At 65.7% G+C, this 13,867-nt stretch carries 15 protein-coding genes; 7 read left to right on the forward strand and 8 right to left on the reverse strand.

Annotation, left to right across the window (positions count from 1 at the left end):
• The first annotated feature begins 22 nt into the window (after nt 1–22).
• From purC to LOZ74_RS13670, 6 genes are all read left to right on the forward strand, one after another.
• Nucleotides 23–805: a phosphoribosylaminoimidazolesuccinocarboxamide synthase gene (gene purC, locus LOZ74_RS13645; protein ID WP_230280363.1), complete on the forward strand. Its 783-nt coding sequence runs from the start codon at nt 23–25 to the stop codon at nt 803–805.
• A gap of 91 nt (nt 806–896) precedes the next feature.
• Nucleotides 897–3,881: a pitrilysin family protein gene (locus LOZ74_RS13650; RefSeq protein ID WP_230291616.1), complete on the forward strand. Its 2,985-nt coding sequence runs from the start codon at nt 897–899 to the stop codon at nt 3,879–3,881.
• A 91-nt stretch (nt 3,882–3,972) separates the two neighbouring features.
• On the forward strand, nt 3,973–4,206 hold the full coding sequence (gene purS, locus LOZ74_RS13655) for a phosphoribosylformylglycinamidine synthase subunit PurS (protein WP_230280361.1): 234 nt from the start codon (nt 3,973–3,975) through the stop codon (nt 4,204–4,206).
• A 30-nt stretch (nt 4,207–4,236) separates the two neighbouring features.
• Nucleotides 4,237–4,914 (forward strand): phosphoribosylformylglycinamidine synthase subunit PurQ, encoded by a 678-nt coding sequence (purQ, locus tag LOZ74_RS13660; protein ID WP_230291617.1) that lies wholly within the window; start codon nt 4,237–4,239, stop codon nt 4,912–4,914.
• A gap of 128 nt (nt 4,915–5,042) precedes the next feature.
• Nucleotides 5,043–5,480 carry a hypothetical protein gene (locus LOZ74_RS13665; protein WP_230291618.1) on the forward strand — a complete coding sequence of 146 codons (438 nt, stop codon included), beginning with the start codon at nt 5,043–5,045 and terminating at the stop codon, nt 5,478–5,480.
• A 49-nt stretch (nt 5,481–5,529) separates the two neighbouring features.
• Entirely contained in the window at nt 5,530–5,919 is a 390-nt protein-coding gene (locus LOZ74_RS13670; protein WP_230291619.1) for a hypothetical protein, read from the forward strand.
• Between the two features lie 38 nt (nt 5,920–5,957).
• Here LOZ74_RS13670 and LOZ74_RS13675 read toward each other — a convergent pair whose 3' ends face one another.
• Together LOZ74_RS13675 and LOZ74_RS13680 are read right to left on the reverse strand one after the other, a co-directional pair.
• The gene (locus LOZ74_RS13675) at nt 5,958–6,533 is read right to left on the reverse strand and encodes a TIGR00730 family Rossman fold protein (protein ID WP_230291620.1); all 576 of its coding nucleotides are present in this window, start codon (nt 6,531–6,533) and stop codon (nt 5,958–5,960) included.
• A gap of 3 nt (nt 6,534–6,536) precedes the next feature.
• Nucleotides 6,537–7,532, reverse strand: a complete 996-nt coding sequence (locus tag LOZ74_RS13680) for an adenosine kinase (RefSeq protein ID WP_230291621.1) — start codon at nt 7,530–7,532, stop codon at nt 6,537–6,539.
• A gap of 203 nt (nt 7,533–7,735) precedes the next feature.
• Here LOZ74_RS13680 and LOZ74_RS13685 point away from each other — a divergent pair, with 203 nt between their 5' ends.
• Nucleotides 7,736–8,188, forward strand: a complete 453-nt coding sequence (locus LOZ74_RS13685; RefSeq protein WP_230280355.1) for a Dps family protein — start codon at nt 7,736–7,738, stop codon at nt 8,186–8,188.
• Between the two features lie 20 nt (nt 8,189–8,208).
• On the opposite strand, the gene gspN is transcribed toward LOZ74_RS13685, so the two are convergent.
• The 6 genes from gspN to LOZ74_RS13715 are packed head-to-tail and all read right to left on the reverse strand — an operon-like array spanning nt 8,209 to nt 13,818.
• The gene (gspN, locus tag LOZ74_RS13690; RefSeq protein ID WP_230291622.1) at nt 8,209–8,955 is read right to left on the reverse strand and encodes a type II secretion system protein N; all 747 of its coding nucleotides are present in this window, start codon (nt 8,953–8,955) and stop codon (nt 8,209–8,211) included.
• On the reverse strand, nt 8,952–9,437 hold the full coding sequence (gspM, locus tag LOZ74_RS13695; protein ID WP_230280353.1) for a type II secretion system protein GspM: 486 nt from the start codon (nt 9,435–9,437) through the stop codon (nt 8,952–8,954). The genes gspN and gspM overlap by 4 nt, the downstream gene beginning before the upstream one ends.
• Nucleotides 9,434–10,591 carry a type II secretion system protein GspL gene (gene gspL / locus LOZ74_RS13700; RefSeq protein WP_230291623.1) on the reverse strand — a complete coding sequence of 386 codons (1,158 nt, stop codon included), beginning with the start codon at nt 10,589–10,591 and terminating at the stop codon, nt 9,434–9,436. The genes gspM and gspL overlap by 4 nt, the downstream gene beginning before the upstream one ends.
• Nucleotides 10,592–10,599: 8 nt before the next feature.
• Entirely contained in the window at nt 10,600–11,064 is a 465-nt protein-coding gene (gspG, locus tag LOZ74_RS13705) for a type II secretion system major pseudopilin GspG (protein WP_230291624.1), read from the reverse strand.
• Between the two features lie 4 nt (nt 11,065–11,068).
• A complete protein-coding gene (gene gspF, locus LOZ74_RS13710; protein WP_230291625.1) occupies nt 11,069–12,295 on the reverse strand; it encodes a type II secretion system inner membrane protein GspF in 1,227 nt (408 codons plus the stop codon).
• Nucleotides 12,295–13,818, reverse strand: coding sequence for a GspE/PulE family protein (locus tag LOZ74_RS13715; protein ID WP_230293897.1), 1,524 nt, complete (start codon nt 13,816–13,818; stop codon nt 12,295–12,297). The genes gspF and LOZ74_RS13715 overlap by 1 nt, the downstream gene beginning before the upstream one ends.
• Between the last annotated feature and the right edge of the window lie 49 nt (nt 13,819–13,867).

Consider the following 13,867-nt stretch of genomic DNA (forward strand, 5'->3'; position numbering starts at 1 on the left):
TAGCTTGGAAAGCGAAGGCAAGATGTCGCGTCGCCGCCAGATTTACGAAGGCAAGGCCAAGATCCTTTACGAAGGCCCCGAACCGGGCACGCTCATCCAATATTTCAAGGATGATGCCACCGCGTTCAACGCCCAGAAAAAGGGCACGATCAACGGCAAGGGCGTGATCAACAACCGCATCAGCGAGTTCGTGTTCACCCGCCTGTCGCATATCGGCATTCCAACCCATTTCATCCGCCGCCTGAACATGCGCGAACAGCTGGTCCGGCAGGTCGACATCATCCCGATCGAAGTGGTGGTGCGCAATGTCGCGGCCGGTTCGATTTCCAAGCGTCTGGGACTGGAAGAGGGCGAGCCCCTGCCCCACACGCTGCTCGAATATTACTATAAGGACGATGCGCTGGGCGATCCGCTGATCGCGGAAGAGCATATCGCCTGTTTCGGCTGGGCCTCGAACGAGGAGATGCAGGACATCTCGGCCATGGCGATCCGCATCAACGATTTCATGTGCGGCATGTTTGCCGCGGTCGGCATCCGGCTGGTCGATTTCAAGCTGGAATTCGGCCGCCTGTGGGACGGCGATTACAGCCGCGTGATCCTGGCCGACGAAATCAGCCCCGACGGCTGCCGCCTGTGGGACATGGCCACCGGCGAAAAGCTGGACAAGGACCGTTTCCGCCGTGACCTCGGCGGCGAGGAAGACGCCTATCAGGAAGTCGCCCGCAGGCTGGGCGTGCTGCAGGATGACGGGCCAAGCGAAGTCTTCGACCTCAACCATCATCGCAAGTTGCGGGGAAAGAAATAAGGGCCGCACCGCGATAATTGAATGGGAAGAGGACAACAGCAAAACAACGCCGGAACCGGCGGTAAGCAGGTGATGTGCCGGGCGGGCGCGCTTGATTGATCGCGCCTGCTATCGGCCATGGCTGAACCGCGTGCTGGCCAATGGGCCGGCCAGTGGATTGGCCAAGGGACTGGCCAATGGGCTGGCCAAAGGACTGGCAGGCACGCTGGCCATTGCCCTGCTGTCGGGCTGCGCCGCGCCGCTGGTGTCGGACGCGCCGGTTGCCGCGCCATCCGAACCCGCTGCCGCCGTCAATCGCAGCGGATACGCCCAGCCCGAAGCGGCACTGGCCGGCAGCGATCTGGAACCCGATACCGCGATCCGCTGGGGCCGCCTGCCCAACGGGTTGTTCTGGGCGATCCGGCCCAATGGCACCCCGCAAGGCACCGCCGAAATCCGCCTCGCCTTCGATGCGGGCTCTCTGGACGAGGCTGACGGCGAGCGCGGCTTTGCCCATTATGTCGAGCATATGGCCTTCAACGGGTCCACCAACGTGGCCGAGGGAGAGATGATCCGCCTGCTGGAGCGCGAGGGGCTGGCGTTCGGTGCGGATACCAATGCCTCGACCGGGTTCGAACATACCATCTACAAGCTGGGACTGCCGCGCACCGATCCGGCGCTGATCGATACATCGCTGATGCTGATGCGCGAGATTGCGGGCGAGCTGAACTTCGACCCCGACGCAGTCGAGCGCGAGCGCGGCGTGCTGCTGGCGGAAAGGCGCGACCGCGACAATTACCAGCTGGAAGACGCGCTGGAGCGATATCGTTTCGAAACGCCCGACGCGCTTTATGTCGACCGCTGGGCGGGCGGCACGGTCGAGACTTTGAACAAGGCCGACGCGGCAGGGCTGCGCGCGTTCTGGGCATCGCATTACCGGCCCGACAATGCGGCGCTGATCGTGGTGGGCGATGTCGATCCCGACGCAGTGGAGGCCGCCATCAAGGCGCGTTTCGCCGACTGGCAGGCCGATGCCCCCGCCCCCGCCCCGCGCGATTATGGCACGGTCGATTTCGACCGCCCTGCCAGCGTCGAGATCCACTTGCACCCCGCCCTGTCGCAAAGGTTCACCGCCTTCGCCGTCGGCCCCGCGCTGAACGCGCCCGACACGGCAGAGGAGCGCCGCGCCACCGTCCTGCGCCAGATTGGTTATGACGCGGTGAACCGGCGGTTGACGCGGCTGGCGCGGCGCAGCGATGCGCCGTTCAAATCGGCGGGTTTCGGCACCGGCGACGTGTTTCGCAAGGCGCGTGTCACGCGGCTGATTGTCGATAGCGTGGACGGCCACTGGCAGGCGGGACTGAACGCAGCCGCCGCCGAATATCGCAATGCGCTGGAACGCGGCTTTTCCGATGCCGAAATTGCCGAACAGCTGGCCGATCTGGACGAGCGGTATGAGGCGGCGGCCGTGTCCGAACCCACGCGGACCAATGATTTCATGGTCGACCGCGTTCTGCGCTGGGTCGGCGAAGGCCGCATTCCGACGACCGGGCCCGAGGCGACCGAACGATATCTGGCGATGCGCGCCGAAATCACCCCCGATGCCGTGCTCGCCGCCTTGCGCGAAGAGGCGGTGCCGCTGGACGAAAACGCCCATATCCGCTTTCGCGGCCGCACCGCGCCCGAAGGGGGCGAGGCCGCGCTGCGCCGCGCATGGACCGCCGCGATGAAGGCACCGCTGGCACAGGAAGCCGCGATCGAGGCGGTGCCCTTTGCCTATACGGAATTCGGTCCGGCAGGCAGGGTCGTGGCCGACACGCGCGAGCCGGTGTTCGACGTGCGCACCGTTCGTTTTGCCAATAATGTGCGGCTGAACGTCAAGCATACCGATCTGGCGCGCAATCAGGTGCTGGTCCGCATGACCATTCCGGGCGGCAAGCAGCTGGAAAGCCGCGAGCAGCCCAATGCGGTCGAGCTGACATCGCGCCTGCCCGCCAGCGGATTGGGCAAGCACGATGCCGATACGCTGGAAACGATCCTTGCGGGCAAGCGCGTGGGGTTCGATTTTGGCGCGGGCAGCGATGCGTTCATCTCCACCGGCAGCACGCGGGCAGAAGATCTGGAACTGCAATTGCAGCTGATGGCCGCGCTGCTGACCGATGCGGGCTGGCGGACCGAGCCTGTCACCCGGTTCCGCAATGCGCTGCCCGATTATTTCGCACGGCTGCGCGCCACACCCGCCTCGGCATTGAACAGCGGGCGCGGCGGGGTAATCAGCGACAATGATCCGCGCTTTACCCAGCAGCAGATCGATGCCTATCGCGCGCTGGACTTCGATCAGCTGCGCGCTGCGATCGGCCCCAGCCTTGCGCATGGGCCCATTGAAATTGCCATCGTGGGCGATATGGACGAGGGTGCCGCCATCGAGCTGGTCGGCAAGACGCTGGGCGCCCTGCCCGCGCGCGACACCGGCTTTACCCCCGACCCCGCCGCGCTGGACCGCCGTTTTACCGACAGGCGCGGCGCGGTGGTGCTGCGGCACGAGGGCGAACCGACGCAATCCCTGGTCGAGATGGTGTGGCCCACGACCGACGATGCCGACGCGGTGCAGGAAATCCGTATGGAACTGCTGGAACGCGTCGCCCGCATCGCCATCACCGATGAATTGCGCGAGCGTCTGGGACAGGCCTATTCGCCCGCCGTGTCGAATTCGCAAAGCAAGGTCTGGCCGGGCTGGGGCACATTCTCGATCCGGGCGCAGGTCGAGCTGGCGCAACTGCCTGCCGCGCGCGCCGCGCTTGCCGCGACGGTCGAGGCGCTGCGGTCCGAACCGATCCCCGACGATCTGGTCGAACGCGCCCGCGCGCCGCTGGTGTCGGCCTATGACAATCTGCTCAAATCCAATTCGGGCTGGCTGGCCATTGCCGACCGCGCGCAAAGCGAAGGCGACCGGCTGGAGCGAATCGCCCATGCGCAGCAACGTGCAAAGGCAGTGACATCGGCCGAATTGCAGGAAGAGGCGCGCCAGTGGCTCGATCCCGCGCGCGCGCTGGAGTTTCTGGTGGTGCCGCAGGATGCGCCATCCCCCGTTCCCTGACCGGATTTGCCACAGCACGCTTGCACCACGGCGCATCTGGCCATAGGGGCAGCGACAGGTTGAACCCACCAGATCAAGAAGGTCAGTCATAATGAAGGTGCAGGTCCATGTTTCGCTGAAACCCGGCGTGCTCGATCCGCAGGGGCGTGCGATCCATCACGCGCTCGAAGGGCTGGGCTTTGACGGCGTGGCCGATGTGCGCGTCGGCCGCGAAATCGCACTGGAAGTCGCCGACGACACCAGCGACGAGGCTTTGGACGAAATGTGCCGCAAGCTGCTGGCGAACACGGTGATCGAGAATTACCGCGTCGAGAAACTCGGCTGAATTCCAGGCTGATCTGAAGGAACCCGACAGATGGCTTTCACCGCTGGCGTCATCACCTTTCCCGGTTCGAACTGCGACCGCGACATGGCCGTGGCCATAGAGCAGGTTTCGGGCAAGGCTCCCTTGCGCATCTGGCACGGCGATGCCGATCTGCCCGACAATATCGATTTCGTCGCGGTGCCGGGCGGGTTTTCCTATGGCGATTATCTGCGCTCGGGCGCGATGGCGGCGAACAGCCCGATCATGCGCTCTGTCATTGCGGCGGCGGATCGCGGCGTGCCCGTGCTGGGCGTGTGCAACGGTTTTCAGGTTCTGACCGAGGCGCGGCTGCTGCCCGGCGCACTGATGCGCAATGCTGGCATCCGCTTTGTCTGCCGCACCGTGCCGCTGGTGGTCGAAAACGACAGCAGCCTGTTCACGCGCGGATATCAAAAGGGCGATACGATCCAGATCCCCGTCGCCCATCACGACGGCAATTATTTCGCCGAGGAAGAGGTGCTGAGGCGCCTTGACGGTGAAGGCCGCATCGCGTTCCGCTATGGCGAGGCGGTGAACGGTTCGGCCTGCCAGATCGCGGGCGTTTTGAACGAAAAGGGCAATGTGCTGGGCATGATGCCGCACCCCGAACGCGCGATAGAGCCCGAGCAGGGCGGCGCCGACGGTCGCGCCCTGTTCGCCTCCATCTTCGAGTCGCTGGCGGTCGCCTGATCCGCGGACACCGCGCCGGCGCATTTTTTCGCTTTGCTTTCCGATGTTTAGGCAGAAAGCAGCCGCTTTCGCTTGCTGCCTGCCGTGCGCGTTATAGGCTGCGCTCCGTTCGAAACGGGGAGAATGCCATGAAGACGATCCGCATCATCGCCGCAAGCGCCGCCGTACTGGTGCTCGCGGCCTGTCAGGCAGGCGACGCACCCGCCAGTGACGACACCTCCGCGCCAGAGGTCGCCACTACCGAGCCGATGGCGCCCGATGGCCTGCCGCCCTATGGCGTGTTCAAGCTGACTTCTGCCAGCGGCGAAACAATGATGGAAAACGTCAAACAGGACGGGACCATGATCAATGTCGTCAAGGATGTCGGCAATGTGCCCGGCACATGGGAATATGACGCCGACGGCAATTTCTGTGTCACCATGGAAGGCGAAGACGGCACCGATTGCTATGCCGAAAGCATGGTGGACGGCAGCTGGACCGCGACCAATATCGAGGATCCGGAGGATGTCTGGACCATCGAACGCGTGATGGGCAGCGAAGCCTTGCCGACGCAGGCGGCGGAATAATCCGGTCGCCGCGATGCCGGGCACCCGCTTCCTAGCGCTGCTCCTTGCGATGGCGCCGCTTACCCTGACCGCGTGTGCCGACGAACCGCGCGAGGAAGCCCCTGCCCCCGTCGAAACCGCGCCTGTCTATCCCGCTGCCGACGGCGGCACCGCGACGGGGCGCTTCGAAATCAGCTCTGCCGATAGCGGCGCGGTAATCGTGCAAGAGGTGCTGGCGGACGGCACCTATCGCAACATGCAGGACGGCGAGATTGTCGAGACCGGCACATGGGAAACGCCCGAACGCGGCCTGTTCTGCACCAGCAGCAACGGCCAGACTTCTTGCGACGAGGAAAGCATCGCGCCCGACGGCACATGGATTTCGGTGAATGTAGAGGACCCCGCCGTGCGCTGGATCATCCGGCGGCTGGCGGAAACGTCGGAGCCGCCCGCCGCCTAGACGCGTTCATCGGGCGCGCGGCTTACCGGACCGGACCTTTACCAGACTGGACCGGCGCTGGCCTTTTCCGCCGCCTCGACCAGCATGTCTAGCGCAGTCTCGACATCGGGCGCGACCAGCAACTGGGCGCGGCGGCCCTCGCTCATGAAACCTTCTGCCATCACCGTGTCGCAGAATTGCGCGAAACCCTGCCAGTACCCCCCGATATCCAACAGGCAGAACGGCTTTGCGTGATAGCCCAGCGCGTTCCACGTCCACGCCTCCATCAGCTCGTCCAGCGTGCCGATCCCGCCCGGCAGGCAGACGAAGGCGTCGGCCAGCTGCGTCATCTTAGCCTTGCGCTGGTGCATGTCGGCCACGTGATGCAATTCGGTCAGCCCCATATGGGCGACCTCATGGCTACGCAAAGCCTCGGGGATGACGCCATAGGCCTTGCCGCCCGCGTCCAGCACCGTATCCGCGATCAGGCCCATCAACCCCAGCTTTCCGCCGCCATAGACCAGATCGATCCCGCGCCGGACCATCGCCTGCCCCAGCTCGCGCGTGGCATCGGCATGGATCGGGTTCCTGCCCATGGCAGAGCCGCAATAGACGGCCAGCGAGTTGAGGCTCATCGTTTAAAGCTCCATTCGTTTCAGCGGGCGCGCGCCGACATGGCCCAGCACTTCGGCCGCATTGCGCGCACCGGTGTCCAGGCTTTGCGCCACGTCGCGCCCCGCGATCAGCGCGGCAAGGAAACCGGCGGCGAACTGGTCGCCCGCCCCGGTGGTATCGACGATCGCGGCAGGCTTGGCCGCGGGGCGTTCGATCCTGTCGCCCTGCCACATGGCCACCGCGCCGGCGGCCCCGCGCGTGACGACGGGCAGCGGGCAGATATCGGCCAGAAAGCGCATCGCGGCATCGAAATCGTCGACACCCGCCATCAGCTTCGCCTCATACTCGTTGGCGAACAGCACATCGACCCCGCCATCGCGGACAAGGCCGATAATCGAATCGCGCCGACCCGGCAGGGCAATGCTGTCCGACAGGGTAAAGGCGATGCGCCGCGTTTCCCTGCGTGCAATCTCGATCGCGCGGCGCATGGCGCTGCGCGGCGTATCGGGGCCCCACAGATAGCCTTCCAGAAACAGCGTGTCGCAGGCGCGGATCGCCTGTTCGTCCAGCGCTTCGGCCGTCAGGCAATGGCTGGCCGCGGGCGATGTCTGCATCGTGCGTTCGCCATCGGGGGTGACAAGGATAAAGCACCGGCCCGTCGGCGCGCTGGCATGCGGGGGCGTATCGAACGCGATGTCGAGGTCGGCCATATGCCGTTTGAACAGCGCACCCAGCCGGTCATCGCCCGTCAGCCCGATAAAGCGGCACCGCGCGCCCAGCGCCGCCGCGCCCGCAAGGCTGTTCGCTGCCGATCCGCCGGGCACTTCCTCTACCACACCGCTGCCTGCCATGGCGGCGGCCAGATGCTCCGCCTCGTCATCCGCCAGCAGGCGCATCGTGCCTTTCAGCACGCCGCAATCGACCAGAAAATCCTCGTCCCGCTGCGCCAGCACGTCGACGATCGCATCGCCAAGGGCGACGATCTGGGCCGGTTCCTCGGCAGAAGAAACGCCGTTCATAGGGGAAACTTGCGCTGAATCATGGATCTGACAGCGCCGTTAGCGGCACATGGCAAGCGCGGTCAATCGCCAAGCGGCGCGGGCCATACCTAAGTATCGATAAATTCGATCACAGAAACTGGCATAAAGCGGGAAACCCGATTTGTGCATTCGCGTTAAGACACCATATCGAGTTTTGGAATTACCGCCAGGAGGAAAGAATTATGGGTGACAATGCCAAGAAAGCACTGATCGACGGGCTCAACGGGCTGCTGGCCGATCATCTTGCGCTTTATATGAAGACCAAGAACTTCCACTGGCACGTCAAAGGTCCGCAATTCCGCGAGCTTCACCTGATGTTCGACGAACAGGCAGGCGAAATCTTTGGCAATGTCGACATCATTGCCGAACGTGTCCGCAAGCTGGATGGCGCTACGCTGACGTCGATCGGTTCGATCATGGAAAAAACCAAGGTCGAGGATCAGCACGCATCCGATCTGGAAGCGATGGACATGGTCGGTCAGCTGCGCGACGATAATGCCCAGCTGGTCAAGACGCTGAAAGAGCTGAAGGAACTGGCCGAAGAGGCTGGCGACAATGCGACCGACGGGTTGATCGACGACTGGACCGATCAGGCAGAGGAACGCACCTGGTTCCTGTCGGCCACGCTTGGCTGAAACACATAAGCGGACTGGCGTCAGAGCGTTCCGCTCGCCGTCATCCCCACGCCGTTGCGCCGCTGTTCGAAGCCCATTTCGATCAGCGGCGTAGCCATTTCAGGCGGCACCCCGATCAGCGACATGGTCGCCGTCCAGCGTCCATCGGGCGCGATGCGGAAATCGACGCGTTCCGCCCCCGAAGGTCCAGTCATCGGCACCACCAGCGACCCGTCCTCGCATCGCGCCTCTCCCGCCAGAACGGTTTCGGCATCGACCATCGCCCCCATCGCGGGCACCACCAGCCCCAATGTGCCCGATGCCGCCACGCAAGCCCCGCCATCGATCTGCGCGGAAAATCCGTTCATCGTCAGAGTACGCACCGGCAGCGGAGCCATCATGCCGCCCAGCGGCACTTCTCCGCTCGCATGGCTGATCGCCAGATTGCCTCCACTGCCGCGCACGCGCGCGCTGAATGGGCGGGCGCCGGGATAATCGGGCCGCTCCAGCGCGAACTGGGCGCGCCCGATCAACAGGGGCAGCGGCATCAGATCGACTTCCATCAGCCCCAGCGGCAAAGGCCCCAGTTGCAATTCGCCGACCAGACCGTCCCATGCCACGCCTTCCACCGCTTGCGCGCGCAGGGTGCGGCCCGACGGATCGGCCCAGCCCAGCACCAGCCGCAGCGGCAGCATGGCCAGCAGGGCGGCAATGGCAATGACTGCCAGCACGATTTTCGCTGTCCGCGTCAGCCTTTTGTCGCGGATGAAGATCCAGCGCCCCATCATGGCGCGACCCTTTTCAGCGATGCGCTGAGCGAAACCGAACCGTCGGCGGCGGGCGTGATCGTCACCTGCTCGGCCGCGATCCCCTCTGCCGCCAGCGTGTCGAGCAGCGCCAGCGCCGCCCCCGGTGCGGCGGTCGCCACGCTGATCTGTGCGCCGTCATTGCCGCGTGCGCTATTGGCTTGCAGCACCAGACCCTGCGCGTCGGCGGCGGCGGCAATGGCCTGCGCCACCGGCCCGCTGCCCGCCTGCGCCGCATCGGGCGCCTGTTCCAGCGCCTCCAGCCGCGCCAGCACGCGGGACGAGGCGAACACAGCCTCGCGGTGGCGGTCGTGCGCGGCATCATGCGCCGCGCCCAGCGGCAGCACCACGCCGTAAATACCGATCACCAGCACCGCGAGCACGCCCGCGATCCCGACCAGCCAGCGTTCGCGGCCCGACAGTGCGGCGAACCAGTCGCGCAATCCCTGCATCAGCCCGCTCATGGATTGCGGACCGTGATGTCGACCACGGTCGCGCCGGTCGCGTCGGGCGCGGTCTCGGGCGGCACGGTCACTTCCCAGCCATCGGCCTGCAGGGCGATCAGCATCGTATTGATATCCTCTACGCGCGGCGCAGCGGCGCGGATCGCCAGCGTGCCATTGCCCTGCCAGCTGAGCGAGCGAAGCTGCACATCGGGCAGCGGCTGCATCGCGGCGAAAACGGCAGGCGTAACCGCGCCGAAACTGGCTCCCCCTGCCCCGCGCCGCAACAGTTCGGCATTCACCTGCGCCTCGGCGCTCGCCAGATCGGTTACTGCGGGGAACCGCTGCTGCGCGGCGGCCAGCGCCTTATCCTCCAGCGCCTTGCTGTCGAGTTCCAGCCGGACGATTTCGACCGCAAGGATCAGGAAACCGAGCAGTGCCAGCACCGCCGCCATGCGGGCCAGCCCCGCCCAGTCGGGCAGGCGGAAAAACGAGACGCGAGGACGGGCATAGGCACCCTGCCGCAAATTCAGCGGCGGTTCGCGCCACACTTCGGCCAGACGCGCCGCCAGCGCATCGGGCGCCAGTTCGCGGCGCACGCCACCGGCGGCCAGCGCATCGATCAGCTCGGGCTCTCCGGCAAAGGCGGCATCGCGGCTGCGCGCAAGCATTTGCCCGCCGATCTCGCCCTGCACCACCCCTTCGTCCACCGCGGGCAGGACCAGAGCGGCAGGGACCATCGCATCCGCATCCAGCCCCGCCGCCGCCAGTTCGGCCAGCCACACATCCATGTCGTGCTGCGCCGCGCGGCAGGACAGCACATGATCGCCCTCTGCCGCGGCGGCCATATGTGCCGGCCCTGTGCCCGACAGACCCGCCGGTGCAAGACGCGCCGCCGCCACCGCCTGCGCGGCGGGCATATCGCCGCACGGCGCGATCCGCACCGGCGCGCCAACCGCAGGGACCAGCGCGACCACGCGGGTCCCGTCGACATCGCCCCATGGCGCATCGGCACCGGGGGTATAGCTATGCTCGCTCTCCAACCCCGCGCCGCCCGCATCGGTGGAGGACACCCGCCACCAGCGCCATGCATCGCGCGGCTGTTCGCCCAGCAGGACGATCAGCCCTGCCGCACGGTCGCCATCATCGGGAAGCGGTTGGGAAAAGCGCGCCATGGTCCGGTTCAGCCGATGATATCCGCATTCTCGCCATCGCCGCCGGGCTGGCCATCGGCCCCCAGCGAATAGACGTCGAACGGCTTACCATTGCTGCCCGGCACGCGATATTGATAGGGGCGGCCCCACGGGTCGCTGGGCAATTCCTTGATATAGCCGCCCGAACGGTAATTCTGCGGCATCATCAGATCGGCGGGCGGCGTGACCAGCGCGGTCAGCCCGTCGGCCGCCCCCGGATAGGTCGCGGTGTCGAGCCGGTACATTTCCAGCGCCTGGTTCAGCGTGGAGATATCCGCCTCTGCCTTCACGCGCATCGCCTTGTCCTGGCTGGGCAGCACATTGATAATGACGACGCTGGCCAGCAGGCCGATGATGAACAGCACCACCATCAGTTCCACCAGCGAAAAGCCGTTCTTGCGGCGCTTCTTGCAGGCAGTCTGGGATATCGGGTTGGGGGTTTCGGTCTCGCTCATGGTCTTAAAGTCCGGTCAGTTCCTGCAATTGCAGGATGGGAAGAAGGATGGCGAGGATGATCGTCGCGACCACCGCGCCCATCAATATGATGATAGCAGGTTCCAGAAGCGCCATCGCCGCCGCGGTAAAGCTGGCGAACTCACGCTCAAGATATTCGCCCGCACGTTCCAGCATCGGGCCAAGCTGTCCCGCCGCCTCTCCGCTGGCGGCGAGATAGACGAGCAGGGGCGGAAAAGTCCCCGCCTCGCGCATGGCGGTGGAAAGCGACGTGCCCGCGCGCACCTTTTCGGTAATCCCTTCCAATGCGCGGCGCTGCACCGCATTATGCACCGTCCGGCTGGCAAGGCGCAGCCCGTCGACCAGCGGCAGGCGCGCGGCGATCATCGCCGACAAAGTGCGGGCCAGTGCGGCGGCATGCATGTCGCGGATCAGCTTTCCCACGAACGGCGTTTTCAGCAGCATCGCATCGAAGCGCAATTTGAACGCCGGGTTCTTCAGCGCCCGCAGAAAGCCGAGTATGGCGAGCGCGATCAGCAGCGCCAGCACCCACCACCATGCCGACAGGAATTCCGACACCACGATCACGATCCGCGTCAGCAGCGGCAACTGGCGCGAGGCATTGTCGAACTGTTCGACCACGCGCGGCACGACCGAGACCATCAGCCCCGTCACCACGGCCACCGCGACCAGCGACAGGATGACAGGATAGGCGAGCGCGGCGATGATCTTGCCCCTGATCTCGGCCTGCGATTCAAGACTGTCGGCCAGACGCTCGGCAATCGATGGCAGGCTGCCCGAATTTTCGCCAGCCGCGATCATCGCGCGATAGACGGGGGGAAAGCTCGCTTCCTCGCGCCGCAGGGCTTCGGCCAGGGGCTGCCCCTCGACAATGCCTGCATGGACATTGGACAGGATCGCGCGCGCCTTTTCCTTTTCGGTCTGGCGGCTGATCGTGCGCAATGCCTCTTCCAGCGGGCTGACCATCATCAGCGAGGCAAGCTGCCGCGTGAACAGCGACAATTGCTTGGTGGTCAGCTTGCGGCCCAACAGCGGCAGGCTGAACCCGCCCGCCTTGACCGGCGCGGCCGCAGCCGATTTCTCCTCCACGCTCAGCACATGCCAGCGCTTTTTCGCCAATGCCTCGCGCGCGGCCCCGGTCGAGGCGGCCTCCACCGCCCCGCGCCTTTCGCGCCCCTGCGGATCGACCGCGAGATAGGCCCACCGTGGCATCAGCCCTGCTCGTCCTCGCGCCTTGCGACGCGGGCGGCTTCGGCGGCAGAGGTCACGCCCGCCAACACCAGCCGCCTTGCCGCGCGGGCAAGGCGCTGGCCGCGCCGCTTGCCGTCGGCGGTCTTGCCGAATGCGTAATCGGCAATCCGCTCCTCATCCGCGATTTCGTGGATCATGCGGCGGATCGCCTCGTCCACGCGCACGGCCTCATACACGCCGATACGGCCCGCATAGCCGGTTTCGCCGCATTGCTTGCAGCCCACCGGTTCATAGACGGTCCTGTCCGGCTTGATGCCAAGGATCGCGCCCAGTGCCGGATCGATCGCCGCCTCGCGCTTGCAATGCGGGCACAGGCGGCGGACCAGACGCTGCGCGATGACGCCGCGCAAGGTGCTGGCCAGCAGGAACGGTTCGACACCCATGTCGCGCATGCGCGTGATCGCGCCGACGCTGTCATTGGTGTGCACGGTGGACAGCACCAGATGGCCCGTCAGCGAGGCCTGCACCGCGATATCGGCAGTTTCCTTGTCGCGGATTTCGCCAACCATCACCACGTCGGGGTCCTGCCGCAGGATCGCGCGCAGCCCCGCCGCGAAATCGAGCCCGACCTTGGCGTTGACCTGCGTTTGCCCCACCCCGTCCACAGCATATTCCACAGGGTCTTCCACAGTCAGGATATTACGCTGACCGTCGTTCAACCGCCGCAGACCGGCATAAAGCGTCGTCGTCTTGCCCGATCCGGTCGGGCCGGTGACCAGCACGATGCCATTGGGCTCTTTCAATGCGCGTTCCAGTACCTCGCCCGCTTTTTCGTCGAGGCCGAGATCTTTGAGCGACAGCCCCGCATTATCCTTGTCGAGCAGGCGCAGCACCACGCGCTCGCCCGCGCGGTTCGGCAGGGTGGAGACGCGCACGTCGACCAGCTTGCCCGCCAGCGACAGGCCGATGCGCCCGTCCTGCGGCACGCGGCGTTCGGCAATATCCAGCCGCGCCATCACCTTGATGCGGCTTACCAGCACGGGGGCGACATGCGGGGGCATGCGCAATTTCTCGACCAGAACGCCGTCTTCGCGGAAACGGACGACCAGCGCCTGTTCGTATGGCTCGATATGGATGTCCGACGCGCCCTCGCGCAGCCCTTGCGCGATCAGCCCGTTGATCAGCCGGATCGCAGGCGCATCGTCCGCGCTGTCGAGCAGATCCTCCGCGCTCGGCAGGCCCATCATGTCGGTGTCGCCGCTCGCCTCGAACCCCATACTGTCGGCGGCCAGCGAACCGGCATCGCCATAGGTTTCGGCCAGCAGCGCCTCGAAACGCTGCGGCTCCACCTTCTCGACCCGCAGGGGCCGCCCGAACCGGCGGCGCAAATCCAGCAGCACCAGCGGATCGGCCGAATTGCGCATGGCAAGATGCGCGCCATCCTCTCCCTCGACCAGCAATACGCCATGATCGCGCGCCTCGGCATAGGAGAGCGCGGGTGCGCTGCGTTCCGCCGCCACGCTTTCGGCACCGGCGAACGCCATGTCGTCGGTCAGCGCGATATCGTCTGGCTGGTCGGGATGGGCCATGGCG

Source organism: Croceicoccus sp. Ery5, from assembly GCF_020985325.1.
Taxonomy (GTDB): Bacteria; Pseudomonadota; Alphaproteobacteria; order Sphingomonadales; family Sphingomonadaceae; genus Croceicoccus.

Bases quoted from the DNA above. Each gene is read 5' to 3' on its own strand.
- purC (WP_230280363.1), top strand. From the start codon at position 23: ATGTCGCGTCGCCGCCAGATTTACGAAGGCAAGGCCAAGATCCTTTAC.
- purS (WP_230280361.1), top strand. From the start codon at position 3,973: ATGAAGGTGCAGGTCCATGTTTCGCTGAAACCCGGCGTGCTCGATCCG.
- purQ (WP_230291617.1), top strand. From the start codon at position 4,237: ATGGCTTTCACCGCTGGCGTCATCACCTTTCCCGGTTCGAACTGCGAC.
- LOZ74_RS13665 (WP_230291618.1), top strand. From the start codon at position 5,043: ATGAAGACGATCCGCATCATCGCCGCAAGCGCCGCCGTACTGGTGCTC.
- LOZ74_RS13670 (WP_230291619.1), top strand. From the start codon at position 5,530: ATGGCGCCGCTTACCCTGACCGCGTGTGCCGACGAACCGCGCGAGGAA.
- LOZ74_RS13675 (WP_230291620.1), bottom strand. From the start codon at position 6,533: ATGAGCCTCAACTCGCTGGCCGTCTATTGCGGCTCTGCCATGGGCAGG.
- LOZ74_RS13680 (WP_230291621.1), bottom strand. From the start codon at position 7,532: ATGAACGGCGTTTCTTCTGCCGAGGAACCGGCCCAGATCGTCGCCCTT.
- LOZ74_RS13685 (WP_230280355.1), top strand. From the start codon at position 7,736: ATGGGTGACAATGCCAAGAAAGCACTGATCGACGGGCTCAACGGGCTG.
- gspN (WP_230291622.1), bottom strand. From the start codon at position 8,955: ATGATGGGGCGCTGGATCTTCATCCGCGACAAAAGGCTGACGCGGACA.
- gspM (WP_230280353.1), bottom strand. From the start codon at position 9,437: ATGAGCGGGCTGATGCAGGGATTGCGCGACTGGTTCGCCGCACTGTCG.
- gspL (WP_230291623.1), bottom strand. From the start codon at position 10,591: ATGGCGCGCTTTTCCCAACCGCTTCCCGATGATGGCGACCGTGCGGCA.
- gspG (WP_230291624.1), bottom strand. From the start codon at position 11,064: ATGAGCGAGACCGAAACCCCCAACCCGATATCCCAGACTGCCTGCAAG.
- gspF (WP_230291625.1), bottom strand. From the start codon at position 12,295: ATGCCACGGTGGGCCTATCTCGCGGTCGATCCGCAGGGGCGCGAAAGG.
- LOZ74_RS13715 (WP_230293897.1), bottom strand. From the start codon at position 13,818: ATGGCGTTCGCCGGTGCCGAAAGCGTGGCGGCGGAACGCAGCGCACCC.